Annotated in this window: 24 protein-coding genes; 10 read left to right on the top strand and 14 right to left on the bottom strand. The window is 67.5% G+C overall.

Features of this window, described 5'->3' with window-relative positions:
- Nucleotides 1-133 precede the first annotated feature (133 nt).
- Nucleotides 134-505: a hypothetical protein gene (locus ACFV4K_RS23305; protein WP_379277652.1), complete on the top strand. Its 372-nt coding sequence runs from the start codon at nt 134-136 to the stop codon at nt 503-505.
- A gap of 35 nt (nt 506-540) precedes the next feature.
- Here ACFV4K_RS23305 and ACFV4K_RS23300 read toward each other — a convergent pair whose 3' ends face one another.
- Together ACFV4K_RS23300 and ACFV4K_RS23295 are read right to left on the bottom strand one after the other, a co-directional pair.
- Entirely contained in the window at nt 541-1,263 is a 723-nt protein-coding gene (locus tag ACFV4K_RS23300) for an enoyl-CoA hydratase/isomerase family protein (RefSeq protein ID WP_379277651.1), read from the bottom strand.
- 49 nt (nt 1,264-1,312) lie between these two features.
- Nucleotides 1,313-1,726 carry an AMP-binding protein gene (locus tag ACFV4K_RS23295; protein WP_379277649.1) on the bottom strand — a complete coding sequence of 138 codons (414 nt, stop codon included), beginning with the start codon at nt 1,724-1,726 and terminating at the stop codon, nt 1,313-1,315.
- 846 nt (nt 1,727-2,572) lie between these two features.
- Between ACFV4K_RS23295 and polX the strand changes: the two genes are divergently transcribed.
- The 6 genes from polX to ACFV4K_RS23265 all read left to right on the top strand — a co-directional run bounded on the left by polX (nt 2,573) and on the right by ACFV4K_RS23265 (nt 8,153).
- Nucleotides 2,573-4,321 carry a DNA polymerase/3'-5' exonuclease PolX gene (gene polX, locus ACFV4K_RS23290; protein ID WP_379277648.1) on the top strand — a complete coding sequence of 583 codons (1,749 nt, stop codon included), beginning with the start codon at nt 2,573-2,575 and terminating at the stop codon, nt 4,319-4,321.
- Nucleotides 4,322-4,344: 23 nt separating this feature from the next.
- Entirely contained in the window at nt 4,345-5,283 is a 939-nt protein-coding gene (locus ACFV4K_RS23285; protein ID WP_379277646.1) for a ribose-phosphate diphosphokinase, read from the top strand.
- Nucleotides 5,284-5,489: 206 nt separating this feature from the next.
- Entirely contained in the window at nt 5,490-6,287 is a 798-nt protein-coding gene (locus ACFV4K_RS23280; RefSeq protein ID WP_379277644.1) for an HPF/RaiA family ribosome-associated protein, read from the top strand.
- 43 nt (nt 6,288-6,330) lie between these two features.
- Complete coding sequence (locus ACFV4K_RS23275) at nt 6,331-7,458, top strand: CapA family protein (RefSeq protein ID WP_379277642.1); 1,128 nt, start codon at nt 6,331-6,333, stop codon at nt 7,456-7,458.
- A gap of 110 nt (nt 7,459-7,568) precedes the next feature.
- Nucleotides 7,569-7,904 (top strand): hypothetical protein, encoded by a 336-nt coding sequence (locus ACFV4K_RS23270; RefSeq protein ID WP_379277641.1) that lies wholly within the window; start codon nt 7,569-7,571, stop codon nt 7,902-7,904.
- Between the two features lie 123 nt (nt 7,905-8,027).
- Nucleotides 8,028-8,153 (top strand): hypothetical protein, encoded by a 126-nt coding sequence (locus ACFV4K_RS23265; protein ID WP_379277639.1) that lies wholly within the window; start codon nt 8,028-8,030, stop codon nt 8,151-8,153.
- Nucleotides 8,154-8,207: 54 nt separating this feature from the next.
- Here ACFV4K_RS23265 and ACFV4K_RS23260 read toward each other — a convergent pair whose 3' ends face one another.
- Both ACFV4K_RS23260 and ACFV4K_RS23255 read right to left on the bottom strand, forming a co-directional pair.
- Nucleotides 8,208-11,036 carry an AMP-binding protein gene (locus tag ACFV4K_RS23260; protein WP_379277638.1) on the bottom strand — a complete coding sequence of 943 codons (2,829 nt, stop codon included), beginning with the start codon at nt 11,034-11,036 and terminating at the stop codon, nt 8,208-8,210.
- Between the two features lie 274 nt (nt 11,037-11,310).
- Nucleotides 11,311-11,802 carry a Gmad2 immunoglobulin-like domain-containing protein gene (locus ACFV4K_RS23255; protein ID WP_379277636.1) on the bottom strand — a complete coding sequence of 164 codons (492 nt, stop codon included), beginning with the start codon at nt 11,800-11,802 and terminating at the stop codon, nt 11,311-11,313.
- Nucleotides 11,803-12,201: 399 nt separating this feature from the next.
- Here ACFV4K_RS23255 and ACFV4K_RS23250 point away from each other — a divergent pair, with 399 nt between their 5' ends.
- Nucleotides 12,202-12,585, top strand: a complete 384-nt coding sequence (locus tag ACFV4K_RS23250) for a hypothetical protein (RefSeq protein ID WP_379277634.1) — start codon at nt 12,202-12,204, stop codon at nt 12,583-12,585.
- 113 nt (nt 12,586-12,698) lie between these two features.
- Here the strand turns inward: ACFV4K_RS23250 and ACFV4K_RS23245 are convergent, their stop codons facing one another.
- The 6 genes from ACFV4K_RS23245 to ACFV4K_RS23220 all read right to left on the bottom strand — a co-directional run bounded on the left by ACFV4K_RS23245 (nt 12,699) and on the right by ACFV4K_RS23220 (nt 19,489).
- A complete protein-coding gene (locus tag ACFV4K_RS23245) occupies nt 12,699-13,844 on the bottom strand; it encodes an acyl-CoA dehydrogenase family protein (protein WP_357096590.1) in 1,146 nt (381 codons plus the stop codon).
- 182 nt (nt 13,845-14,026) lie between these two features.
- Nucleotides 14,027-14,902, bottom strand: a complete 876-nt coding sequence (locus ACFV4K_RS23240) for a lysophospholipid acyltransferase family protein (RefSeq protein ID WP_379277632.1) — start codon at nt 14,900-14,902, stop codon at nt 14,027-14,029.
- Between the two features lie 70 nt (nt 14,903-14,972).
- A complete protein-coding gene (locus ACFV4K_RS23235) occupies nt 14,973-16,664 on the bottom strand; it encodes an AMP-binding protein (protein ID WP_379277630.1) in 1,692 nt (563 codons plus the stop codon).
- Nucleotides 16,665-16,701: 37 nt separating this feature from the next.
- A complete protein-coding gene (locus ACFV4K_RS23230; RefSeq protein ID WP_379277629.1) occupies nt 16,702-17,253 on the bottom strand; it encodes a nuclear transport factor 2 family protein in 552 nt (183 codons plus the stop codon).
- Nucleotides 17,254-17,349: 96 nt separating this feature from the next.
- Entirely contained in the window at nt 17,350-18,708 is a 1,359-nt protein-coding gene (locus ACFV4K_RS23225) for a helix-turn-helix domain-containing protein (RefSeq protein WP_379277628.1), read from the bottom strand.
- Between the two features lie 154 nt (nt 18,709-18,862).
- Complete coding sequence (locus ACFV4K_RS23220; RefSeq protein WP_379277626.1) at nt 18,863-19,489, bottom strand: TetR/AcrR family transcriptional regulator; 627 nt, start codon at nt 19,487-19,489, stop codon at nt 18,863-18,865.
- Between the two features lie 98 nt (nt 19,490-19,587).
- Between ACFV4K_RS23220 and ACFV4K_RS23215 the strand changes: the two genes are divergently transcribed.
- A complete protein-coding gene (locus ACFV4K_RS23215; protein ID WP_379277656.1) occupies nt 19,588-20,385 on the top strand; it encodes a thioesterase family protein in 798 nt (265 codons plus the stop codon).
- Nucleotides 20,386-20,394: 9 nt separating this feature from the next.
- Here the strand turns inward: ACFV4K_RS23215 and ACFV4K_RS23210 are convergent, their stop codons facing one another.
- Entirely contained in the window at nt 20,395-21,165 is a 771-nt protein-coding gene (locus tag ACFV4K_RS23210) for an alpha/beta fold hydrolase (RefSeq protein WP_379277624.1), read from the bottom strand.
- Between the two features lie 116 nt (nt 21,166-21,281).
- Here ACFV4K_RS23210 and ACFV4K_RS23205 point away from each other — a divergent pair, with 116 nt between their 5' ends.
- The gene (locus ACFV4K_RS23205) at nt 21,282-22,193 is read left to right on the top strand and encodes a helix-turn-helix domain-containing protein (protein WP_379277654.1); all 912 of its coding nucleotides are present in this window, start codon (nt 21,282-21,284) and stop codon (nt 22,191-22,193) included.
- On the opposite strand, the gene ACFV4K_RS23200 is transcribed toward ACFV4K_RS23205, so the two are convergent.
- From ACFV4K_RS23200 to ACFV4K_RS23190, 3 genes are all read right to left on the bottom strand, one after another.
- On the bottom strand, nt 22,141-22,884 hold the full coding sequence (locus tag ACFV4K_RS23200) for a hypothetical protein (RefSeq protein ID WP_379277623.1): 744 nt from the start codon (nt 22,882-22,884) through the stop codon (nt 22,141-22,143). The genes ACFV4K_RS23205 and ACFV4K_RS23200 overlap by 53 nt on opposite strands.
- Nucleotides 22,885-22,967: 83 nt before the next feature.
- On the bottom strand, nt 22,968-23,159 hold the full coding sequence (locus ACFV4K_RS23195) for a DUF397 domain-containing protein (protein WP_379277621.1): 192 nt from the start codon (nt 23,157-23,159) through the stop codon (nt 22,968-22,970).
- Nucleotides 23,156-24,031, bottom strand: coding sequence for a helix-turn-helix domain-containing protein (locus ACFV4K_RS23190; RefSeq protein WP_379277620.1), 876 nt, complete (start codon nt 24,029-24,031; stop codon nt 23,156-23,158). The genes ACFV4K_RS23195 and ACFV4K_RS23190 overlap by 4 nt, the downstream gene beginning before the upstream one ends.
- Nucleotides 24,032-24,599 lie beyond the last annotated feature (568 nt).

The following is a 24,599-nucleotide window of genomic DNA, read 5'->3' as shown; positions in this document are numbered from 1 at the left end:
GCGTTCTCTCTGATTGCGTAAGTTGTTAATTGCATACCTTGCGGAATTCTTCAGCAAACCACATACCGCCGGGCCCGTACGGGCGTAGCGTCACCGCTCGCGAGAAACCGTCACGGCTAGGAGAGGAAAATCCATGGCGGACTTGGAAGTTGCCCTGAAGGACATGATGATGCTGGACGGCGCCATCGGCGCCGCCGTCGTCGACTACGGCAGCGGCATGCCCCTGGGCATGCTCGGCGGCTCGAAATCCCTGGATCTCGAGGTGGCGTCGGCCGGCAATACCGAAGTGGTGCGGGCCAAACTGCGCACCATCGAGCAACTCGGCCTCAATGAGGAGATCGAGGACCTACTCATCACCCTGAACAACCAGTACCACCTGGTGCGCCCCCTGCGCGGCCGCCGCTCCCGCGGTCTGTTCCTGTACGTGGCCATCGACCGCGCCCGCGGCAACCTGGCCCTGGCCCGGCACCGCCTGCGCGACATCGAGGAAAACCTCGAGGTCTGACCTGAGGGCGCTGACGCCCGCCGGGGACGGTGGCGTCAGCGCCGGGTCAGGCGCTCCATGGCATCGTCGGGCATGCCGAAGGGGAGGTCGGTTTCGGTCTGCAGGGCCTCGGCGCGGGGCAGGTCGCGGGCGTAGAGGGACTTGTAGATTCGGTTCGAGCCCGTGGAGTTGGCGGCGATCTGGGCGGCCAGGCGGGCGACGAACTCGTCGAGGCCGACGTCGGAGACGCAGTGGTTCACCAGGCCGATGTCGGCGGCCTCGACGCCGCTGATGCGGCGAGCGGTGAAGCTGAGTTCCTTGGCGCGGGCCATGCCGACGCGCTCGGGGAGCCGGACCGACATGCCCCAGACCGGGGCCAGGCCCCACTGGCTGTGGGTGTCACCGAACTGCGCGGTGTCACCGGCGACGAGGAAGTCGCAGGCCAGGGCGAGTTCGAGGCCGCCGGTGAAGCAGTGGCCGCGGATCTTGCCGATCACCGGGACCGGGAACTCCTCGAGCATGGTGACGGTCTTGGCCTCGTCGTAGCGGGATTCCAGGGCGTCACCCGCGGCGAGCGATTCCAGGTCGTGCCCGGCACAGAAGGAGCGGCCCGCGCCGGTGAGGACGATGCAGCGCACGTCCGCGCCGGACAGCGCGTCCAGGTGGGCGCGCAGCTCCTCGAAACTGCCCGTGGTCAGGGCGTTCAGCTTCTCGGGCCGGTTCAGGGTGAGGGTGGCGACGCCGTCTTCGACCGTCTTGGTGACCAGCTCTGAACTCACGAGACACGCCTTCCCTCGGTGATCCGGCCCGCCGCCGGTCCCGTGTGGATCATGACAGATCCGAGCGCCCAAACAGGGCAAATGGACGCTTGGTGATTCCGAAGCCGGTCTCCGGATACCGCCGGATCCGCCCCGTGACGGCCCGGTCGTCGAGGACCACCCAGTACATGTCCTCGAAGGGCAACTCGTCAAGGTATCGTTTCAGCGTGATACCCAGTCGCACAACGGAATCCGCGCACACGAACCGATTCCGCTCGTACGTTTGGGCCGGATCCACCGACAGCCAACCGGCTCCGGCCTTGGCGACCGCCCACACCGCCAGCACCCATTCCGACGAGCACGGCATGCCGACCGCGAGCACCGCATCGGGCACGACCCGCAGTTCGATGAGCAAGTGCGCCAGCTGATTCGAGCGCAGATCCAGGTCACGGTAGGTGGTCCGGTCGCTCCGCGATCCCTGCATACGCCCGGCTCCTCCAGGATGCTCTGCCAACACCCCGGAGCATCACCAGCTACCGACCATGGAGCCTGCGCTGACGAGGCGAAAGTCCAGCCATAAGACAAGGTACAGACCATCTTGACAGAGCCCGTCGACCACAGGGCAACATTATAGCAACCCACCGCGTGTCGGCCGGTGGACCACTCGGGCCCACTACGGATCGAAGGAGTTTCCGGCCACCGCGGAAACCACTGACGCGGAACGTATTTCGGGCATGCCTATTCGTCAGCGGACTGCGGCCGCACCGGGTCGCAGCGCAGGGCCAGCTCTGCGACGCGACGACGGTAGTCTCCCTGTCGGATCCCGCCGGTGAGCAAGGCAGACAATAGCGCGTTCTCGATATCCAATGCCGGCCACTTCTGCGCCGGAGAGGCCCACCCGGCGCTGGGCTCGTCGTACACTGCGGGCGGTCTGCCGTTACCGACCACAGGCGAGGTGCCGGCGCGCCGCCGCCTTCGTGTGAGAGCGCCGGGTTGCCGGGCGTTGTGCCGGACCAGCCACCACAGCGTCAAGGGAAGCACCCCGGAAATGAACGCGAGCAGAGCTATTTCTGCAGTCATCCCGGTGGCTCCTTCCTCTGGACGGGGTAACTGCCGTACGGAGACTGATTCTTCGCCGTCATCGGTCAAGGGTGCTAGGTGAGAACGATTCCCGCACCATGGACCAAAGTCCCCTGCCGGAGGGGTTCGTGCACGCAAATCGGGCCGAAGGTCATCCAGAACACCGGATTCCGGCCCTGCCGCCTCGGATGCGGGTCAGCGCACACTCGGCAACGCGAGGAGCCTCCGTCGAGTGAGAGGACGATCGCCAATGCGGTCCAACGAGGTTGCGGCTCAGGCATTGTCGGAGATGGCCGATCTGATCGCCATCTCCGGAGGTGATCCGTACCGGGTGCGCGCCTATGAGAAGGCGGCACGGTCGGTCGGCGGGTACCACCTCGATGTCGACAACCTGGATCGCAAAGGGTTGATGGCGATTCCCGCAGTCGGCGCGCACACCGCGGACCGGCTGCTGGAACTGCGCCGCAGCGGACGCATAGCCGCGCTCGACGAGCTGCACGACCAGCTGCCGGCAGGACTGCGCGCGCTGCTCGGCGTTCCCGGACTCGGTCCGCGCCGAGCCCATCAGGTCTACGAAGAACTCGGCATCTCCTCACTGCCGGAGCTGATGACCGCCCTGCACGATCAGCGCTTACGCACGCTCAAAGGCTGGGGCGAGACCAGTGAACACAACCTCGCGCAGTCGATTCGGCGAATGCGCGAAGCGGCCGAGCGCATTCCGCTGGCGGTCGCGCTCGGCATCGCCGACGATCTACTCGCCCGGCTGCGGCAGCTGCGGCGGGTAGTCCGGGCCGACTATGCCGGGTCACTACGCCGGATGCGCGACACCGTGGGCGATATCGATCTGCTGGCCGCCGTAGACGATGACCCGGATTCGGTGATGACGCAGTTCTGTACGTTGCCGCTGGTGGATCGCGTGCTCGCGCACGGCCCCACCAAGTCGTCGATTCTCACGACCCAGGGGCTGCAGGTCGATCTGCGCGTCGTGCCCACCGCGGTTTGGGGTGCGGCGTTGCTGTATTTCACCGGATCCAAGGCCCACAACGTGCACGTCCGGGAGCTCGCCGTCCATGCTGGACTGAAGCTGAGCGAGTACGGACTGTTCGCGTCCGGGAGCGATCAGCCGTTGGCGGCGGCCACCGAGCAGCAGATCTATCGCGCCCTCGGGCTGGATTGGATTCCGCCCACCTTGCGCGAGGACCGCGGCGAGGTCGAGGCCGCCGCGACGGGACGGCTGCCGCGGCTGATCGAGATCGCCGACCTGGCGGGCGATCTGCACGTCCACACCGACCTCACCGACGGGCTCGCCGACGCCGCGGACATGATCGCCGCCGCGGCCGCGCGCGGCTACCGCTATTGCGCGATCACCGATCACGCACCGCTGCTGGCCATGCAGCGCATGACCCGCGAGAAGGCCCTCACACAGCGCCGCCAACTGCGCGAACTCGCCGCGCGCCACCATATCGCGGTGCTGCACGGCTCCGAACTGAACATCGCGGCCGACGGCAGTCTGGATTGGGACGACGAATTCCTGTCCGGCTTCGACATTCTCATCGCGTCGGTGCACTCGCACTTCGACCAATCCCCGGCCGCGATGACCCAGCGCCTCATCACCGCGATCGAACACCCACTGGTCAATATCATCGGCCACCCCACCACCCGCATCCTCGGCCACCGCCCGCCCGTCGAATTCGACGCCGACGCAGTCTTCGCCGCGGCTGCGAGGACCGGAACCGCGTTGGAGATCAACGCCTTTCCCGATCGCCTCGACCTCGGCGACGAACTGATCGCCCGCGCCCGCGGGCACGGCGTCGTATTCGCCATCGACACCGACGCCCACGCCATCCCCCACCTCGACCACATGCGCTACGGCATCGCGACCGCACAGCGCGGCTGGGTGGAACCCGGCGAGGTGATCAACACCTGGCCGCTGCACCGCTTGCGCCGGTTCCTGGCCAAGAAGACCCACCGGCGGTCGAAGTCCTTCACCGCCGGCTGACCGAGAAAGGACATCGCCCGACCATGACCACACTGCGTATCATCGCCGGAAGCGCCAACCCCGAACTGGCGGACACTATCGCGAACTACGTCGGTGCGGGCCCGGCCGACACCCTCGTGGAGCGATTCCCCGACGGGGAACTTCTCCCGATCGTCGAAAATGTCAGCGGCAGTGACGTTTACGTGATTCAACCAACGCCGCCGCCGGTAAACGACCACCTTTGCGAACTGTTGCTGCTGCTCGACGCCTGCCAGCGTGCCCGCGCCGCCCGGATCACCGCTGTGGTGCCCTATCTCGGCTACGCCCGCCAGGACCGCCGTACCCGCCCCGGCCAATCCGTCGGTGTCGCCGTGTTCACCAAAGCGATCGCGGCCGCGGGAGCGCACCGGCTGGTCGTCGTGGATCCGCACACCCCCGCCCTGGAGGCGATCAGTCCCATCCCGGTCGAGATCCTCACCGCTGTGCCCACGTTGGCACAGGAAATCGCCCTGTCCGACCGGGTGGTCGTCGCCCCCGACGAGGGCGCGGTGAAGCTGGCCGAGCGGTACGCGGCAGTGTCGCCGAATCCCCTCGCGGTAGTGCGTAAACGCCGCAAGAGCGGAACCGAGGTCACCGCACTCGAACTGATCGGCAACGTGCGGGGCCGGCTACCGGTGATCGTCGACGACATGATCACCACCGGCGCCACCATCGCCACGGCGCTCGGACTGCTGAACCTGCACGGGGCCGCACCCGACGTGACCGTCGCCGCCACGCACGGCGTGTTCGCGCATGGCGCCCTCGGACGCCTGCATCGGCTCGGCCTGCGGCACGTCCTGATCACCGACACCATCTCTCACCGCACCCTGCAGCCCGAGTTCCAGGTGTGCTCCATCGCGCCGGTACTGGCCGAAGCCATCGCCGCCATGCACAACGACGAACCCTTGCGCGCACCGCCGAGCACCGCGTGGAACCTCACATGAGGACCCCGCACGCGCGCCGCCAGGACCACCCGCGGGGGCCTGCGGTCGCCGCGTGACAGTCCGAGCAGCCCGACGACCCGCAGCGGATTCGAGGACCGATTGCGGCCGAATGGGCGGAGGTGCGGTGACGTTCGCCTCTCACCGATGCCACCGCCACGGTGACACACTTTCGCGACGAGAGGACGAGAGGACGAGAGGAGGCCATCATGCGGTCGCGGACAAACGGAACAGAATCCATTCTTCAGATTTCGGTCGGTCATCATGTCTCCGCCGGTGGGGCGGACTACGCCCGCGAGAAAATCGGTCACGCCCTGATCTTCGCCCCAGAGCCGGTGCTGACGGCGCGGGTGCGTTTGACCGGTCATCGCGATCCTGCCGCCGTGAACCCGATCATCGCCCAGGCGAATGTGAACCTCAACGGCCGCGGGGTGCGGGTCCAGGTGACCGCAGCGACCACCAGGGAGGCCATCGACCTGCTCGAAGCCCGATTGAAGGAACGCTTCGAGCGGATCGCCCGCCACTGGGAGGACATCCGCGGCCAGCGCCCGGCGCCGGGTCCGCACGAGTGGCGCCACGACGCCCCGCCACGCAGTCCCCTACCGTACTTTCCACGGCCCGTCGAACAGCGGGAAGTGGTGCGGCACAAGTCGTTCGCCTTGGCTGACGAAACCTGCGAGGAGGCCGCGTTCGACATGGAGATGATGGACTACGACTTCCATCTGTTCGTCGAGTCCGGCAGCGGCGTCGACAGCGTGCTTTACCACAGCGACGGCGGCTATCGCCTCGCCCAGCTCGATCCGCGGCCCGAGGCCGTCACCCGCGGCAGCGTGCCAGTCACGATCAGCCCCGCCCCCGCGCCGGCGACCACGGTGGAGGAGGCCATCGAACGGCTGGAGCTGACCGGGTGGCCGTTCGTATTCTTCCGGGACCCCGATCGCAACCGCGGGCACGTGCTGTACCACCGCTACGACGGCCATTACGGACTGCTCACGCCGACTACCTGAGCGAAGAGAATAGCTGGACTCGGTTACTGCCGATTGGGTCGCGATGAGTAGCCCACCACCGCAACAGACTCCGTTCGCCGTGCTGCTGGGCGGTGATGTGATGCTCGGCCGCGGCGTCGACCAGATCCTGCCCCATCCCGGCGATCCGCTGCTGCGTGAACGGTGGGTCGAGGATGCCCGCAGATACGTCGAGATCGCCGAGAAGACCAACGGGCCGATACCACGTCCGGTCGACTTCGGCTGGCCGTGGGGCGACATCGGTCCGGTAATCGATCAACTGGCGCCCGCACTCCGGCTGATCAACCTCGAAACCGCCATCACCCGCGACGGTGAATACGCACCCCGCAAGGGCATCCACTACCGGATGAACCCCGCCAATCTCGCGGCACTGGAGGCGTTCCGGCCCGACGTCTGCGCGCTGGCCAACAACCACATCCTCGATTTCGGAGCCCGCGGCCTGCGCGACACGCTCGACGCCCTCGGCGCGGCGAGAATCCGCACGGCCGGGGCCGGCACCGACATCGCCGCCGCCTGCCGCCCGGCGGTGCTCGAACCGGTGACCGGGCGGCGAGTGGTCATCGTCTCGGTCGCCAGCACCAGCAGCGGCGTCCCGGTCGCGTGGGCGGCGCAGCACCATCGACCCGGCGTCTGGCTGCTCGACGGTCCGCCCGGCCGAGGCGTCGCCGATCATGTCGCCGCACACCTGCTGGCGCACGACCGGACCGGTGATGTGCTGATCGTGTCCGTCCATTGGGGACCGAACTGGGGCTACGGGGTCGGGCTGAGCGAAATCCAGTTCGCACACCGGTTGATCGATGCCGGTGTCGACATCGTGCACGGGCATTCCTCCCACCATCCCCGCCCGATCGAGATCTATCGCGGCAAACCGATCCTCTACGGCTGCGGCGACGTCATCGACGACTACGAGGGCATCGCCGGACACGAGTCCTACCGCCCCGAACTTCGGCTGCTGTACCTGATTTCTCTCGAACCCGGCGGGCAGCCGACCGGCATCCGGATGATTCCGCTGCGGGAACGCCATATGCGACTCGAGCACGCTGCTCGCGCCGATACCGACTGGCTGGTCGAGATGCTCACCCACATCAGCCACCGGTTCCACACCCATATCGACCGCGGAACCGACGATCTGCTGCGGATCCGCTGGGACTGACCCGCGCGCGATGCGGCCGTCCGAATTTCGGCCGGAGTGACCAAGGACTCTTGATCGCCGAGTGCGACGGCGTTTGACTCGAATCATCGAAGTTGTCGATAAGGTGCGCCATGGCCGACTACTCCTTGACCATCCATACGGGTAACCACCAGAAAACCACGGCCGGAATACCGTTCGCGGAGTCCTGCGTCGCCCAGGTCACCGATCTCGACGGCGTCGGCCTCGAGGGCGTCACGGTGCGCTTCGCCCTGCGCGGATCGGCCGCGGCGGTGTTCCCCTCACCGCCGAGCCCCGACGGCATCACCTGGCACACCGTCACCAGTTCGACCGGCATCGCCGCCGCGATCCCGATCACCCCGTTCTTCGCAGGGACCGTCGAAGTCCACGTCACCGCGGAGATGTTCCCCTCCCCCAGCCCCATCGATTTCACCCTCACTGCCACGTGAGCGGCACCGCTGTTCGGGCCATGTGAAGGGAGAGCTCCGTCATGAAGATCCGCAGTGATTCATTCGACGACCATCCCCGCATTCCGGACGAGTTCGCCTACGGGGTACCCGATTCCATCCGGCATGTCCGGGCGGCTGCGTCTCGCCGGAAGCGTGACCGGAAATCGGCTGCGCGAGGCGATGATCGGCGATGTCCTCGGGCAAGCCGAGCTCACCGGCACCTACACCCTCGACCGAACCCGCGACTGAACCGCCCGAGTACATCGCCAGGCCAGGCAGGCGCGCGGCACACGGGCATGCCTGTCACTCGACGTCGGGTTCTCCCGACAGCCTGAGGACGGCCGCACGGGTGGTGCGCTGCAAGTCGGCTGCCGCGGTCCAGTCGATGCCGATTGCGGGGATCGCTCGACCGGTACTGATCTCGACTGCTCCCCGGCGCGGAAAGCGGTGACCGGGACGCAGAATCGTCCGGGTGCCGCGGATTCCCACGGGGAGGATCGGTGCTCCGGTCTGCGCGGCGACAACGAACGCGCCGATGTGGAAGGGCCGTAGTCCGGCGGCGCGGGACAGACCTCCCTCGGGGAATACGACGAGCGACTGCCCGGCTCGGACTCTGCGGACGAGGCGGTCGGTATCGGCGATGCCGTGCTCGCGCTCATGTCGTTCGACAAACTCCGTGCCGAGCCGCCTGAGCACGAATCCGCTGAGCAATCGATGCCGGAATACCTCGCCCGCGACGAAACACCACGTCCGCGGCAGCGCCATCGCGAGTACGAGGCCGTCGAGCCAGCTTTGGTGATTCGGCACGACGATCATGGGGCCTTCGGGTAAGTGGTCGAGGCCGCGCACGGTGACCGCGGTTCCGGTGAGCCGAGCAAGCAGCCGGCCGAACCCGCGAATCAAGGCCCAGCGTCGGTGCACGCCCGGAAGCAGCGTCAGCAGGACGAGAACCGGGACGGCCAGGCCGAGGAAGATCGTCCACGCGTCGGCCGCGAATGCGACACCGGTCGCATACTGACGGGCACGGCGCAGCGACGCCCCGGTTCCCCGCAGGCGCAGTCGAATCAGCTCCCACCACAGTGGCGGCGGCCGCGCACCGACCCTCCCCTGCTCGTAGACGTCACGGCTGGCGGTGCGGCGGATCTTGCCGCTCGAGGTTTTCGGGATCGTGCGCGGTGGCGCGAGAACCACGTCATCGGGAGCCGACCCGAGTAGATCGACTGTTGTCGAAATGATCTGCGCGCGTAGCGCTGTCAGCCGGTCGCTCCCGGATCGCGTCTCGGCCATCACGACCAGTCGCTCGGGTCCGCCCTTCGGGTCGGGAGCGGCGAACACGGCGACACAGCCCTTGCGGACACCCTCGAGGTTTCCGACCGCCTCTTCCAGCTCAGCGGGATGGAGATTGCGCCCGGCGCGGATGACCACATCCTTGATCCGACCGGTGACGTAGAGATCGGCGTCGGCCAGATAGCCCACATCGCCACTGTCGAGCCAATTGCCGTGGAACAGCGCACGCGTAGCGTTCACATTGTTGAAGTAGCCGACGGTGGCCGACGGACCGCGGAACTCGATGCGGCCCTCATGGCGGTCGCCCGATTCGAGGCCGGCGCTGTCCACGATCCGGATCTCGTGGCCCGGCAGCGGGCGGCCGCAGGCGACGAAGCACAGCGGGTTCGGGTCGCGTGGTTCGGCGGGAACGGCTCGTCCGGAGCACAGAAATTCTTCGCGATCGATGCGATCGACGCACGGATCACGGTGCAAGGGAGGGAAAGTCAGTCCGACCGAGGATTCGGCGAGCCCGTACACCGGTGCGATCGCGTTGCGCCGCAGGCCATAGCGGGCGAAGCGCTCGGTGAAGCGCTCGATCGTGGCGGGGCTGACCGGCTCGGAGCCGTTGTAGGCCAGCCGCCAAGAGCTCAGGTCGACGCCGACGAGTTCGGCGTCGGTGATCTTGGCCAGGCAGAGTTCATAGGCGAAATTCGGCCCCGCCGAGATCGTGCCCCGGTTCGCGTGAATCGCTGCGAGCCACCGCGACGGGCGGGTCAGGAATACCTGCGGACCCATCACCACCAGCGGGATGCCGAAATACAGGGGCGAGAGCCACGCTCCGATCAGGCCCATGTCGTGGTAAAGCGGCAGCCAGCTGACGAACACATCGGCCGGCGACACCCCCGCCGCGTGGCCCATCGCGCGGATATTGGCCAAGAGGTTCTCATGGGTGAGCGCAACGCCTTTGGGCTGACCGGTGCTGCCCGAGGTGTATTGCACCAGAGCGAGGTCCAGGGCATGCGGCCGAGGAAGAGCACAGGTGCGGGAACCGTCGAGCTCGTCAGGGACGACGACGCCGCGCAGGCTGCCGACGTTCGAGCGCAGCAACTGGCCCAAGGACACAGCTTCGGGCACCGTGATCAGCAGCGCGGCTTGGGCATTGGAGAGAATGCCGATGTGGCGTCGCACATGATCAGCCAGCTGGGACGGCCGCGCCGGTGGATACAGCGGCACCGGCACGGCACCGGCGAGCAGCACCCCGGTGAAGGCGGCGAAGTACGCCCGACCGGTCGGCAGCATGATGGCGACTCTGTCGCCCGGCAGGACATCTCGCATCGACAGTCCCGCGGCGACCACCGTGGCCTCGTGGTGCAACATCGCGTAGGTCAGATCCTCCGACCCGCCCCACTCGTCGAGGATGCGGATGTGCAATCGGTCCGGGGTCGCGGCCACATGCCACTCGAGGGCTTCGATCAGAGTCGACGCCCGGACCGCTTCCGCGGCGCCGGCAGGGGCGGCCGGCGACGAGGCGATTCGGCCATCCGCATCGACCAGCGCGAGGCCACGCTCGGTGGCCCGCAACAGGTCCCGAGGGGTCTCAGCGCTGGTCAGGATGTACGCCGGGAGCGCCACCAGCAATGCGTCCTGGGCCCGTAGCAGCAACTCGGCCAGCTCGAGGCTGCCGATGCCCAGATCGTCGAACCGGCTGTCGAGCGTAACGGGGATTCGCGTCGCATGCGGATGGAGCTCGGCTACCAGCCCGCGGACCAGGGCCAGGACGAGGGCGGCACGCTCGTCGCGCGACACGTGCCCGGTCGCGGCTGCGATCCGCGCGATGCGGCGATCGGAGGGCGGATCAACCATGTGGAGGGTCCCTTCGATCAACCGGCCCGCGCCCGCTCGAACCTGAGGACAGACGTGACCTTTGGCCGTGACCAGCTTCTTCGCGACTCGGCACCACCGATGAGATGCTCGAATCCCATCATCGGCGCAGCACCGGCGATCGGGCGAGGGGCGAAAGTCCCCAGCCCAGGTTCGTCGCGCTCTCTGACGCCGCGTCCGCGGTGATCCGGCTCGGCGGACGATGGCGCTGCGCTCGGCCGAGACGAGTGCGAATCAACTCGGGGAAGAGGCGTGGCTATGCTCGCGGTACTTTGATCACCTCACCCGGGTGAATCACGTTCGGGTTGATGATGATTGCGGGGTTCGCCGCGACGAGCCTGTAGTAGAACGTTCCGGAGCCGTAGTAGCGCGCGGCGATACCCCACAGAGTCTCCCCGTCGGTGACGGTGTGCTCGACATAGCCGGTGTAGCCGGGCACGACCCTCGGTCCGAGGACCACCGGCACGAAGACGCTGTCGAGTTCGGCGCCGTCCTTCGCCGAGGCGTGGAACACCTGGATGAAGATCCGGTTGAGCATGAACGCCGCGCCCGACACGTCGACGGTGAGTTGGAACTGACCGTGGCCGCCCCCACCCTCGCCGGCCATGAAGTTGCCGGTCAATTCGTCGTGACCTTCGGTGATCCGGTAGTTGAAGTTCGCCTCGAACGCGCCTCCCGCCATCCCGGCGATCTGGATCTGATTGCCGACGATGTCGTACGGCCGGGGTTGCTGCACGTCGATGATCATCAGTGAGTCTCCGCTCGAAAATAGCCGATATCCTTCGGCGACAACGGAACTCGAGGAGATTCCGATCGCCCACGCGTCAACGTTCCACCGGTCCGCGCGGCAGCATCAGGGTCGAAAGTCACTCCTTCGACCGATGCGGTGATTCGGTCTGGATACGTTGATTCGGACTCGGCGGCATCGAGACGGCGGCATCACGAGCCTTCCGGCCCGCCGATGTGCGACTTGCGGCCCTTCTCGCCGACCCGCGCACCCGGGAAACTGGGAGCAACCACGAACGGAGGTCGCCCATGACGGCAGGCGCGCGACTGGCCGGGACAGTGGCGCCGACACTGCTCACATCGTCCACGGCCGGAGCGCGGGTCGAACCGGCCGTAGCACCTGTCACCTTTGGAGGAAACGATGAGCGATCCGACCGATCTCAGCCCATCCCAACGCCAACTCGCTGCCCGGCGTGCGCTCGACGATCTGGGGCGCGACCGTGATGACCATGCGCTGGTGCGCGTGCGCTGCGGTCGAAGCCACCACGTCGCAACGGTTTTCGATACCGCCGCCGGCGCGGTGTACGAATCCTCGATCGGGCCCCACGCACACGGCCGCCGCGACTACATCGACGAGGCACACGACGCCGATCGCCACGGCGCCCACTACATCGACCTGCTCGACGGCGACCGCTATGTCGACGATCTACTTCCGGCCCACTGCGAATGCGGCGATCACGAACTGTCGCGCACTCAACTCCGCCGTGCCGTCGACAGCCATCAGCGCACCATCCAACTCGACTGAAGCAGGGCCTCGACGACATCGCTTCCGGTAGCCACCGAAGGACCCGACAGAGCTCGCCCGCCCCTGCCCACCGGGCCGGAGCGGGCGCCTCGTGAGTTGCGGAACCGCCCTGATCAGGTCAGCTTCAGGCTGCGGCCGATGATCTCCTTCATGATCTCGGTGGTGCCGCCGTAGATGGTCTGGATGCGGGCGTCCATGTAGGCCTTGGCGATCGGGTATTCGCGCATGTAGCCGTAGCCGCCGTGCAGCTGCAGGCAGCGGTTGATCAGGTCGAGCTGCTCCTCGGTGGACCACCACTTGGCCATGGCGGCCTCCTCGACGCTCAGCTTGCGATCGTTGAGCAGTTCGATGCAGCGGTCGACGAAGACCCGGACCGCGGTGGTCTTGGTGGCCAGCTCGGCCAGCACGAAACGGGTGTTCTGCAGTGCGCCGATCGGTTTGCCGAAAGCCTTGCGGTCGCGCACGTACTGGCAGGTCAGCTCGAGGCAGCCCTCCATGGCGGCGGCGGCCATGACGGCGATGGACAGACGCTCCTGCGGGAGGTTCTGCATCAGGTGGATGAAGCCCTGGCCCTCGGTACCCAGCAGGTTCTTACCGGGGACGCGGACGTCGGCGAAGGACAGCTCGGCGGTGTCCTGGGCCTTCAAACCGATCTTGTCCAGATTGCGGCCTCGCTCGAAACCGGCCATGCCGCGCTCCACCACCAGCAGCGAGAAGCCCATGGCGCCCGCGGCCGGATCGGTCTGGGCGACCACGATCACGATGTCGGCATTGATGCCGTTGGTGATGAAAGTCTTGGAGCCGTTGAGGATCCAGTCGTCGCCGTCCTTCACCGCGCGGGTCTTGATGCCCTGCAGGTCCGAACCCGTGCCGGGCTCGGTCATCGCGATCGCGGTGATGATCTCGCCGGAACAGAAGCCGGGCAGCCAGCGCTGCTTCTGCTCCTCGTTCGCCAGCTCCAGCAGATACGGCGCGATGACGTCATTGTGCAGGCCGAAACCCAGGCCCGAGTACATGCCCTTGGTGACCTCCTCGGTCACGATGGCGTTGTAGCGGAAGTCGGCCTCGCCCCCGCCGCCGTACTGCTCCGGCACCGCCATGCCGAGGAACCCCTGCTTGCCGGCCTCGAGCCAGACCGAGCGATCGACGACGCCGTCGTGCTCCCACTGCTCGTGGTTCGGGGCCACATGCTGATCGAGAAACTTACGGAACGACTCCCGGAACAGCTCGTGTTCGGGTTCGAAAAGGGTGCGCTCCACGCCAACCTCCTACAGTGACCACATCGGCACCATCGCCTGTGTTCAATACCGTACTCGAAAGTCGAACGGAGGTTAACTTCACGGGCCGAGAAAGTGGTCCGAACTGCGACAGTCGTCGTTGACGTCGCGGAACGGAGGTCCTGAACCCAGGTAAACCTACCGGGAAGTCAGGGCGCCTGGCGCTAGAGGCCGAAGCGGCCGAGGGTGCGTCCCAGCAGGCTGCGGCCGCGGTCCCGGTCGCGTTCGCCGAGCAGGAAGTCGAGTTCGCCCTCGAGGGCCTTCTTCACCACGGCCTGCAGTTCGTTCGCCGCGGCGTCGGTATCCGGGATGTCGCGCCAGGGACTGGTGTCGATCGGAGTGCCCAGGGAGAAGTAGAAGCGCTCCGGCTTGGGCACCAGGGTGGGACCCAGCCCGCGGATCAGCGGCGGGGTCAGGGACGAGCGCAGGCCCAGGCCCTCGACGGCCTTGCGCACCGGGAACATGACCGGGTGATCGCCGTCGAAGACGATGTCGAACACGTCGTCGCCGCCGACCATGGCGATCGGGACGATGGGCGCGCCGGTCGCGATGGCCATCGCGGCGAAGCCGGTGCGGCCCTCCCACACCAGCTGATACTTCTGGCCCTTGCCGCGCATGGCCTCGCGGCCGCCGCCCGGGAACACCGCCACCGCTTCGCCCTGCTCGAGCAGCGTGGTGCAGTTGCGGCGGTTGCCGCGCACGATTCCCCAGCGGTGCAACACATCTCGCAGCCCCGGCACGTCGATGAGGACGTTCTCGGCGAGCCCCCGCACCAGCCGATCGTGGCGCACCAGGATCTCGTGCGCGAGCAGCGGCGCGTCGGTGCCGCCCGCCAGACTGTGATTGCCGACGAGCAGCACCGGGCCCTCGAGCGGGAAGTTCTCCATCCCGTAGAAGCGCGGGCTGAACCAGGCCCGCGACGGCGCGAGGAGCGCGTCGATGATCCGGCGATCGGTATCGGTGAGATCGACGTGCAACGGCGCGCCGTCGGTCAGCCCCTTCGGCGTTTGTTCTTCGGACCCATGACTGTCGTGAGACAAGGCAACCCTCCCTACAGAACCTTCGATAACTTCATGGTAACGAAAGTCCGCGCAGGTCACCGAATCAGGGCTAGAACAGGTTCCCCCTGCCGAATGAGACGAACTCGGCTTCGAGTTCCAATTTGCCGGAATCGGTCAGGCGTTCATATTCGGGCTTCCCCCGGCCGAACCAGCGGTAGAGCAGCTCGTCGGTGTGCCAGCGCTGTTCCTGGAGTTCACGTTTGAGCACCTTGTTCGAGCCGGTGACCGGGAGGCTGCCGGATACTCGGAGCAGCCGCGGCGCACCCTTGGAGCCGAGATCGTCCTGGGCCGTGAGGAATTCGGCGAACTCGGCCGCGTCGAAGGCATCCGGGTCCGCGACCTCGATGGCCGCCATCACCCGGTCGCCCGAGCGCGGGTCGGGCACCCCATAGACCGCGGCGGCGATGACCGCCGGGTGCCGCCGGATGACCTGTTCGATGGACAGCGTCGAGGTGTTCTCGCCGTCGACGCGCAGCCAATCGCCTTTGCGGCCGCCGAAATACAGGAATCCGGCTTCGTCGATATAGCCCAGGTCACCTGTCCAATACCAACCGTTCCGCAAACGTTCGGCATCCGCGACATCGTTTTTGTAATAGCCCTCGAATACGATCGCGCCCGCCTTGTCGACCATCTCACCGACCGATTCGTCCGGATTCAATACACGGCCGTATTCATCCAATACCGCGCGCGGACAATCCTCGAGGGTGTCCGGATTCACGACCGCCACGCCCGGATGCGCCGGACGGCCCAGCGCGGCGGCCGGAGCCTCCGGATCCAGCGCCGCCAGGGCCGGGCCCTCGCTCGAGCCGTAACCCTCGAACAGCTCGGCCCCGAAACGGCGGCGGAACTCGGCCTGGTCGGCCACCGACGCCTCGGTGCCGAAACCGCGGACCAGGGTGGTGTCGGCGTCCTGCGGGGTGGCCGGCGTGGCGAGCAGGTAGCCCAGCGCCTTGCCCACGTAGGTGAAGAAGGTCACGCCGAAATACCGCACGTCGGAAAGGAATCCGGTCGCGGAGAACTTCGGGGTCAGGCACACCGTCGCGCCGTTCACCAACGCCGGAGCCCACAACGCCATGATCGCGTTGCCGTGGAACAGCGGCATGCAGCAGTAGTCCACGTCCTCGCGGATGTGCCCGAACTTGTCGCTGGCCGCGTACCCGAGGATGGCCAGGCGACGCTGGGTGCACTTGACCGCCTTCGAGGTGCCGGTCGTGCCCGAGGTGAACAGCAACAGCAGCAGGGCCTCCGCACCGGCGTGGGCCACCGGCTCGGCCGCGCGCGCCGCCACCCGCTCCACATAGGTCGGGTCGTCCACCAGCAGGAACCGGTCCGGTTCCAGACCCAGGTCCAGGGCGCCCAGCCGGGCCATGCCGGCGGCGTCGGTGACGATCAGCTGGCAGTCGACATAACGGATGTCGACTTCCAGCTGAGCGTTGCCACGCGTGGGATTGATGCCGACCACGGTCGCGCCGGCCAGCGCGGCCGCACCCAGCCAGAAGACGAAGTCGGGCACATTGTCCAGCAGCACACCGATGTGGAACGGCCCGTCGCGCCGCAGGTCGCGAGCCAGTTCGGCGCGCGCCGCCGACTCCCGCACCACCGCGTCCCAGGTCCAGTCCCGCTCCCGGGTGCGCAGGCCGAGCCGCTCGTCACCGAGCCGGTCGAGCAGCAGGCTCGCGATGTCCGCGCGCCGCTCGACGGGGGCCTGCGCCGCCGGGGTTGCCACCGATAGGTCCGTCATGTCCGATTCGCCTTCCATCTGCCGAGTCTCGCCGTTGTCAGTTACCCAGGTACACGAGTTCGACGTATTCGCTGGGCAGTTCGTCGAACGACAGCTTGCGGATCTCCACCGGACCCGAGTGGTAGGAGTCCTCGCCGATGATCAGGCCCGCCTCGTCGACCGGCCACAGCAGCAGCTGACGGAACGAGATCAGGTAGTCGGCCTCGGGGTCCTCGACCGGGATGCCGATCTGGGCGGCGTAGGCGCCCGGGTAGATCTGGCGCAGGTAGCCCTCGGTGACCACGCAGTCGTCGTCGACCAGCAGGCGGTCCAGCTCGAACTCCAGGATGTTGGACTTGCTCTCCACGAATGCCGAGTAGTAGGCGTGCACGACGTCCCAGCCCTTGGGCCCGACATCCTGGCCGTTCTGCCAGAAGTGATAGTCCGGCTCCGCCGTCAGGGTCTTCATCAGACCGTCCAGATCCGGCACGGCCTCGGCCTTCATGTGATCGATGACGATCGAGAGCACCTGACGGTGGCGCTCGTTGGTGGTGACAGCCAGCCGCTCCTCGAGCAGCTTCCAGGTCTTGGTGGGTTCCACGATGGCCATGCTGTGAATCTCCTTCTCCCGCAACGGCGGCGGTGCCGTGCCCATCGATCGTCGGACATCGACGTGACCCGGATCACCCGCCGCCCGTCGCGGGTATCACCGTCGGTGCCCGACGCTTGTCGGGTCAACCGCCGCCGGGGCCGACAACTGTGCGGACGAGAGCGCCATCCGGCGCACGAACAGCACCAGGGTGGCCGTGAACCGGTCCAGCGCATCGTCCACATCCCAGCCCATCACCGCCTCCACCTGCGCGATTCGCGCGGCCACCGTGGAGTGATGCAGATGCAGCTCGGTCGCGGTGCGCCGCAGCGTGCCGAAGACACAGAACGCTTCGAGCGTGTCGACCGCGAGCGCGCCCGCCTCGGTCGCGGCGAATTCATTGATCCGCGTCACATCGGCTGTCCCCAGCAGCCGCTGCACCGGCAGATCCGCGAGCAGCTCCAGCGCCCCCAACCGTTCGAACGCGATCACCCTGCGCCCGTGCCAGGTCGACGAGGCGAACCGCAAGGCCCGCCGCGCCTGCTCCCACGACGCGGCCGCCGCCAGCGCGGGCAACCGCTCCCCCACCCCGATCCACGGCCCGGCCGCGCCTGCCTGAGAGGCCGGAAATGCTTGCACCACAGCGGCATTCAAGGTGTCCGACAGTCCGTGATCCACCATGGACGGACGCCCGGGTCCGGTCGCGGGCTGCTCGGCGTGGGACGTCGCCGCTGATCCCGCCGCGCGGGGGCCGGACGCCCGCGGGGAGCCGCCCGACCCGAGCACAGTGGCGTGGTGACCGATCGCGCTGACCGCGCCGCGACCGTCGGATCCGCCCAGGGCGGCCAGATCCTGGACGAGCACGGCCGTCGTCGCCCCGATCACCGCCTGCCGGAGGATCGGCACATGCTCGCCGATGATCCGCACGGCCTCGGCTGCCCCCGGTCCGGTCACCGCGAGGACCCGCGTGGCGCGACCAGGATCCAAACCGAGCAGCCGCATGGCCCGCACCCGATCCTCCCGCCGCTCCTTCTCCGACAGCACCACTTCGAGCAGCGCCGGGTCATCCATTCGCAGCGGATCTGCCACCTGCCGGGCCGCCACCACGCGCAGACAATGGCGGAGGCGATCGAGCACCACATCGTCCAACGGATGCGGCCGGGCCGACGTATCCGCTGGCCACTGCTGTGGCGGACGCTCCAGCCAGACCGCCGGGTCCGAGCCGGATGCCTCGGCGGGAGCGGGCGTGGCGGGGAGCAGGCGGCCGGCGGCGTCGTAGCGGATCACGGTGCTGGAGGGCCAGCTCGCGCCGGCCGGGCATTCGGCCAGGAGCGCGGCGGCGCGAATCACGGTGTCGGCGTTGGCGGCAGACTCGTCGAAGGCGTCGAAATGGGCGATCAGCCGCAGTACCGCCGCCGGGCCCGAACCGAGCTCGGACAGCCGGAGCGGATTCGCGGGCGGCGCCGACTCGGTCACGCTGCTCCCTCCACACTGATGGGCATCCGGCCAGACTGACCGAGCCGCCCGGTCGACTGGAAGGGAAGCGGGCGAATCGTCCAACTGGGTGGGACTACCCGCCTCCGGTGAGGCCCATCACTCTGCCCGCAGCGGCGGACCATCGAGCCCGCGGTCAGCCCCGGATAAACAGCCGCAGCGAGGCCTCGACCACCCCGTCCCGGGCGTGGTGGCCGGGGTCCGCGTCAGGGCGCAGCCAGATCGACGCGTGATTGAGAATGCCGTGCAGACAGTGCAGGGCCACCGCGGGATCGGGGCAGTCGAAGGCGTCCGATTCCATGCCGCGGTCGATGACCTCGCGGAAGATGCGGTCATGGCGGCGGCGCATGGTCTTGATGGCCTCGCTGTGCTCGGCCGGCCAGGGGGCGGGGAACGAGAACAGCTTGCCCACCTCGGGGTAGAGCACGGTCAAGATGTGCAGCTGCTCGGCGATCAGGATCCGCAGCTGCTCGGCCGGGGGACGGTCGGCGGCCGCGTCGAGCGCTTCGCGCAGGCGGACCAGCACGTCGGAGGTGAGCTTCTCCAGGGCCGCGGAGACCAGCGCATCCTTGCTCGGGAAGTAGTGGTAGAGGGTCGCTTTGGCGATATCGGTGCGCTCGGCCACGTCCTCGAAGCGCATGCCCTGGTAGCCGCTGCTGGACAGGATCTGCAGCGCGGTCGCGATCATCTCCGCCTTGCGGCGGTCGCGCCGGCGGGCCGCGCGCCCGGGCGGGGCGGCCTCCTCGTCCACGGTCGTACTCATCGGTCGATCATATCCGCCGCTCAGGTCGGTTAGATCAACCACAGAGATGCCCTATCGACTAGTCGGATTATAATTCGACCCGTAGGTTGAGAAACGTGATGGATACGACCGCACCTGAGACCGCCTACTTCCGGCGCGTCGGCGACAACCGCTTCGTCCCCACTCACCACGCGGGCGGGGCCTGGTCCTCCGGCGAGCAGCACTTCAGCCCGGTGGCCGGGCTGATCACGCACGAGATCCTGCGCGCCCGCACCGATCGCCCGGATCTGGTGATGAGCCGCATCGGCTTCGACATCCTCGGCCGGATCGCATTCGAGGAGTTCGAGATTCGCGTCGAGACCATCCGGACGGGCCGCACCATCGAACTGGTGGAGGCCACGGTGACCATCGGCGGCCGCGACACCATCAGCGCGCGTGCCTGGTTCCTCGGCGCACAGGACACCGGAATCGTCGCGGGCGGCGAACCGGACCAGTTGCCCGCCCCTGACTCGCTCGCACCGTGGTCCCTCACCCCGGTCTGGCCGGGCGGCTACATCGAATCGATCGAGGCCCGGCAGGTCGGCTTCCCCGAACCCGGCCGCGCCACCGCGTGGATCACCACCGCCATCGACCTGGTCGAAGGCGAGGAAGCCGAACCGCTGGCCTCCTACATCGCCCTGGTCGACACCGCGAACGGCATCGCCGTCCGTCAGGAACCCACCAAATGGATGTTCCCGAACGTGGACCTGACCATCCACCTGTACCGGCAGCCCGAAACCCCGTGGGTCGGGATGGACACCTCCGTGGTGTTCGGCCACACCGGACTGGGCCTGACCACCACGGTCCTGCACGACCTGCGCGGGCCGGTCGGCTACGCCCAGCAGAGCCTCACCCTGCGACCGCAGCCGACCAGCTGAGCCTCGCGCCTACGCCATGAAGTCGCGGATCAGCTTCACGAATTCCCGCGGCTGCTCGGCCATCACGACGTGTCCGGTGTCGACCTCCTGGTACACCGCGCCGGGGATGCCCGCGGCCAGCTCGCGGGCATTCTCCACCGGCAGGAAGGCGTCGTGCGCCGCGCCGATCACCATGGCCGGGGCTTGAATACGCGGCAGCAGGTCGCGAATGTCCAGGCGCAGAGCCAGTTCGATCTGACGCCGCCTGCCTGCATTGGGGCGGAAGGCGGCGGCCAGCTCCTCGACGGCGTCGTAGCCGATGGTCCGCAGGTGGGTGCGGCCGAACGCCAGCAGCATCGAGTACCGGGCGAACGTGTCGGCGTCGCCGAGGAGGTCGCGCCAGACAGTCAGGGCGTTGCGCAGGTATTCGTCGCCGGGGCCCGCGAAGGTCGCGACCGGGACGACCGTGCGAACCAGGTCGGGGTGCAGGGCGGCGAGGCCGGCCACCACCACGCCGCCGAGGGAGTGCCCGACCACGTCGACCGGGCCCGCGCCGAGGTCCCGGACCACAGCGGCCAACTGCTCCACCAGCCCTTCGACGGTCAGGTCCCCGCCGTCGTCGCGGGCCGTGTCGCTCCCCGAAAGGTTCGGCAGCACAACCATGTTGGTTTCCGCGAACGCGTCCTTGACCCGATCCCACGACCGCGCACCCGCACCGGACCCGTGCACCAGCACCAGCGGACGTCCGGTGCCCAGCACGGCGTACGGCACGTGCGCCGTGCCCACCGTGATTTCCTTCATGTCCAGCTCCTTTTCGCTCGATGTCATCGACCCTGCCAAGGGCGTCGAGCGATGAGGAGCGGAGAGTTTCCCCTAGGAGCGGCTCTCCCAGGCACCGGAAGATGGATGACATGACCATGGATCGCGACAAACTGGCGGACTTCCTGCGCCGATCCCGCGAGCGACTACAACCGGGGGACGCGGGCCTGGCCGTCGGTCCGCGCCGCCGCACCCCGGGCCTGCGGCGTGAGGAGCTGGCCCAACTGGCGGGCGTATCAGCCGATTACGTGATGCGGCTCGAACAGGCCCGCAGCTCTCAGCCCTCGACCCAGCTGCTCGCCGCCCTCGCCCAGGCCCTGCGATTGAGTGCCGACGAACGCGACCACCTGTACCTGTTGGCCGGACATCGGCCGCCCGCCGGAGCCCTGGCCGGGAACACCGTGCGCCCCGCCCTGCGCTACCTGCTCGACCGCTTGGGCGACACCCCGGCCCAGCTGATCACCGATCTGGGCGACCTGCTCGCGCAGAATGCCTTGGCCGAGGCCCTGTTCGGCTGCGTGTGCACCATCGCCGAGCCGGATCGCAATATCGTGTGGCGCTGGTTCACCGAACCCACCGTCCGCGCCGCGTATCCCGCCGCGGATCACGAGAACCTGAGCCGCCTGCGGGTCGCGGACCTGCGCGCCGCCGCCACCCGCCGCGGCTATGACCACGCCGCGACCGCTCTCATCGAGCGCCTCGAAGCCGCGAGCCCCGAGTTCACCGCCCTCTGGCAACGCCACGAGGTTGCCGTCCGCCGCGAAAGCCATGTGCGCGTGCACCATCCGGCCATCGGCACCATCGAATTCGACTACGAACTGCTGCACACCCACGCCGAGGACCAGCGCCTGCGGCTGTTCACCCCGCCACCGGACTCCCCCGCGGCCGAGGCCCTCGACGTCCTGCGCGCCCTCGGTCCCGACACCGCCCACCGCACACACCGGCCCGCCGCGCAGGTCACGGCTTCGTCGGAATCTCCTCGCGAGAACGCACCTGATCGACATCGATGATCAGGATCTCCCGCTCGTCATCGGTCAGCACCTTCAGGAATCCGGGCGGATTCTCCAGTACATACCCCATGATCGTGCCCCCGCGAGTCTCGATGCGCTCCAACGGCGCCCACGGCACCCGCACGATCGCCGCCGTCACCAGCAACGCCAGAATCGCCACCACACCGGTGCGATGCATGACGAACAACGCGAACCGCCGCCCCTGCGCATCCCGACGCCCCTTGGCCTGCAACACGATCATGAGCGCGCCGACCACCCCCGCGATGATCAGCAGCCACCACAACCGGTAGGTGGCCAGCAGCACCACCGCGAACAGCAGCACGATGATCAGTATCACGAGGTTCCCGGTGGTCCGGAACGACGGCTTCCCCCGCCGCCATTGATGACTCAGTGACGCGGGCACCAGCACGGCCAGCACCACACCCGTCACCGTCGGATCGGCCATCATCGTCCCGAACACCATTCGCGACGCGTCATCGAGCCCGATCGTGTCCGCTACCGACGCCGCCCGCACCCAGTCGTAATCCGACACCGCGAACAACCGCAACACCACGAACAACACCGCGGCCCCGGTCAGCGACAGCCCGGTAGCCCACGCCTCCCCGTACTCACCGGAATCCGAGCCGTCCCCACCCTCCGAGTCCTGACGATTCGCCCGCCCGGTCACCCCATCGCTGCCGCCGGAAGCCATGCCGCGCAGCATAGCCACAGGTCAGAGCCGCCATGGGTCGGCACGCCGCGCCGACAACGGCCTGATCCGGGCGACCCGCCCCCTCAGCGCTCCCACACGCGACTGTCGAGGAACGACCGCCACACCGCGTCCGGGAACCACAGCTCAGGCCCACCCGGATCCTTCGAGTCCCGCACCCCCACAGTCCCGTCACCGAGATAGACCTCGACGCATTCGTTCTGCTTGCCAGATCTGCTCGACTTGAACCAAGTCGCCAGTGGCGGGTTGGTGCTCACGCCAAGTACTCCTTCGCCAGCTTCGACACCAGATCTCTGGTCGCTTCTTCCGCCAACGCTACCGCCTGCATGTCGGCGACCGCCGCCGAAAATCGAGCGACCAGGTCGGGTCGATCGGTGTACAGGGACTCGCCCGCCGTTTCGGCGTAGACGACCGGTGGGGCGGCGATCTTGTTCGGCAAAAGCAGTGGAAAGCGCAGCAAGGTAAAGGATCCGGTGGTCAGTCCGGGATGGAAGCCGGCCGCGAGCGGGATGATCCGAACCGACACATTCGGTCGTTCACCGTCGGCGATGAGCTGAAACAGCTGGGCCGCCATGGCTTCCGGATCGCAGGGTCGATGGTGCAGGACCGCCTCGGAGAGCACCGCCGAGACGCGACACCGCTCCTCGTCGAGCTTCTGCCGTCGACGGGTGCTCAGCAGCGTCAGGCCGAGTTCGATATCCACCGGGGCCACGTCGGGGTCGGTGCCCTTGATCATCGCGCGCCGGTAATCAGGGGCCTGGAGCAGACCGGGGACGACAACGAGCTGATGCGTCGTCAGATCGTCGGTCGCCGACTCCAACAGCAGGTACTTCTCGAAGTCTCGGGCGTATTGATCGCTGTAGCCCTGCCACCACCCTTTGCTCGCGCCTGCGGCTTTGGCGATCTTCTCCTGGGTCTTGATGTCGGCCCACAAGGCCAGCGCGTGCGCGACCTGCTCAGGCTCGGCCGCGTAATAGTCGAGCAGGACGCGGATCTGCGGGGTCGAGACCTTGGACGGGAAACCGTCTTCCAAGCGCATGACCGTCGGAGGCGAGACATCGATCTGCTGCCCGGCCCTGGTCAGGCTGCGCGCACCGCGCAGCTGACGCATGAAACCCCCGAAAGCCATTCGAACCGCGGTGACACCGGTCATTCGTTAGCCTCGCTATTCGACAATCGATCACCGTGAAACGTTTCGTGTTGTAACACAGAGTAATTCGAGAAAGATTCGCCGTGAACGTTTCACGGAACTTGAATTTCGATGTCTACTTATTCCTGAGCGCTCACCTCGGAAAATCGGACACGACATCGGGAGTCGTAATGCCTTGGGATGCTTGGATTTTGTCGGCGATGACCGCTTTGGGTGGGTTGTCGATCGCGTTCTGTGTGGTCGAGGACGTCAGGAGTTCCCGCAATGCGGAACGCGGTCGGGTGGGGAGACATCGGGCGCAGCGCCGGCGGGTCAGGGGGTGAGCCGTGCGGGCGATCAGTCATGAGGTGCCGGATTATCCGGTGCAGAATCTCGAGGTGGCGCGGCGCGGGCTCGGGGCGCATAGCGACTGCGGCAAGGAGTGTGAGGCCAAGCGGTATTTCACGGCGTTGGTGCCGCATTTGGAGATGATCGCGCGGCGGCGAGCGGCTTCGGCGGGGTGGAATCTTTGGGCCCGGGAACCGTGACGTGGAAGAGGCCCGGGTAC

This window comes from Nocardia sp. NPDC059764 (genome assembly GCF_042732555.1).
Classification (GTDB): Bacteria; Actinomycetota; Actinomycetes; order Mycobacteriales; family Mycobacteriaceae; genus Nocardia.
This window is presented reverse-complemented; position numbering and strand designations above follow the sequence as displayed.

What these genes read in the sequence shown, in the direction of transcription:
- ACFV4K_RS23305 (WP_379277652.1), top strand. Translation starts at nt 134, where the DNA reads ATGGCGGACTTGGAAGTTGCCCTGAAGGACATGATGATGCTGGACGGC.
- ACFV4K_RS23295 (WP_379277649.1), bottom strand. Translation starts at nt 1,726, where the DNA reads ATGCAGGGATCGCGGAGCGACCGGACCACCTACCGTGACCTGGATCTG.
- polX (WP_379277648.1), top strand. Translation starts at nt 2,573, where the DNA reads ATGCGGTCCAACGAGGTTGCGGCTCAGGCATTGTCGGAGATGGCCGAT.
- ACFV4K_RS23285 (WP_379277646.1), top strand. Translation starts at nt 4,345, where the DNA reads ATGACCACACTGCGTATCATCGCCGGAAGCGCCAACCCCGAACTGGCG.
- ACFV4K_RS23280 (WP_379277644.1), top strand. Translation starts at nt 5,490, where the DNA reads ATGCGGTCGCGGACAAACGGAACAGAATCCATTCTTCAGATTTCGGTC.
- ACFV4K_RS23275 (WP_379277642.1), top strand. Translation starts at nt 6,331, where the DNA reads ATGAGTAGCCCACCACCGCAACAGACTCCGTTCGCCGTGCTGCTGGGC.
- ACFV4K_RS23270 (WP_379277641.1), top strand. Translation starts at nt 7,569, where the DNA reads ATGGCCGACTACTCCTTGACCATCCATACGGGTAACCACCAGAAAACC.
- ACFV4K_RS23265 (WP_379277639.1), top strand. Translation starts at nt 8,028, where the DNA reads ATGTCCGGGCGGCTGCGTCTCGCCGGAAGCGTGACCGGAAATCGGCTG.
- ACFV4K_RS23260 (WP_379277638.1), bottom strand. Translation starts at nt 11,036, where the DNA reads ATGGTTGATCCGCCCTCCGATCGCCGCATCGCGCGGATCGCAGCCGCG.
- ACFV4K_RS23255 (WP_379277636.1), bottom strand. Translation starts at nt 11,802, where the DNA reads ATGATCATCGACGTGCAGCAACCCCGGCCGTACGACATCGTCGGCAAT.
- ACFV4K_RS23250 (WP_379277634.1), top strand. Translation starts at nt 12,202, where the DNA reads ATGAGCGATCCGACCGATCTCAGCCCATCCCAACGCCAACTCGCTGCC.
- ACFV4K_RS23235 (WP_379277630.1), bottom strand. Translation starts at nt 16,664, where the DNA reads ATGACGGACCTATCGGTGGCAACCCCGGCGGCGCAGGCCCCCGTCGAG.
- ACFV4K_RS23230 (WP_379277629.1), bottom strand. Translation starts at nt 17,253, where the DNA reads ATGGCCATCGTGGAACCCACCAAGACCTGGAAGCTGCTCGAGGAGCGG.
- ACFV4K_RS23220 (WP_379277626.1), bottom strand. Translation starts at nt 19,489, where the DNA reads ATGAGTACGACCGTGGACGAGGAGGCCGCCCCGCCCGGGCGCGCGGCC.
- ACFV4K_RS23215 (WP_379277656.1), top strand. Translation starts at nt 19,588, where the DNA reads ATGGATACGACCGCACCTGAGACCGCCTACTTCCGGCGCGTCGGCGAC.
- ACFV4K_RS23210 (WP_379277624.1), bottom strand. Translation starts at nt 21,165, where the DNA reads ATGAAGGAAATCACGGTGGGCACGGCGCACGTGCCGTACGCCGTGCTG.
- ACFV4K_RS23205 (WP_379277654.1), top strand. Translation starts at nt 21,282, where the DNA reads ATGGATCGCGACAAACTGGCGGACTTCCTGCGCCGATCCCGCGAGCGA.
- ACFV4K_RS23200 (WP_379277623.1), bottom strand. Translation starts at nt 22,884, where the DNA reads ATGGCTTCCGGCGGCAGCGATGGGGTGACCGGGCGGGCGAATCGTCAG.
- ACFV4K_RS23190 (WP_379277620.1), bottom strand. Translation starts at nt 24,031, where the DNA reads ATGGCTTTCGGGGGTTTCATGCGTCAGCTGCGCGGTGCGCGCAGCCTG.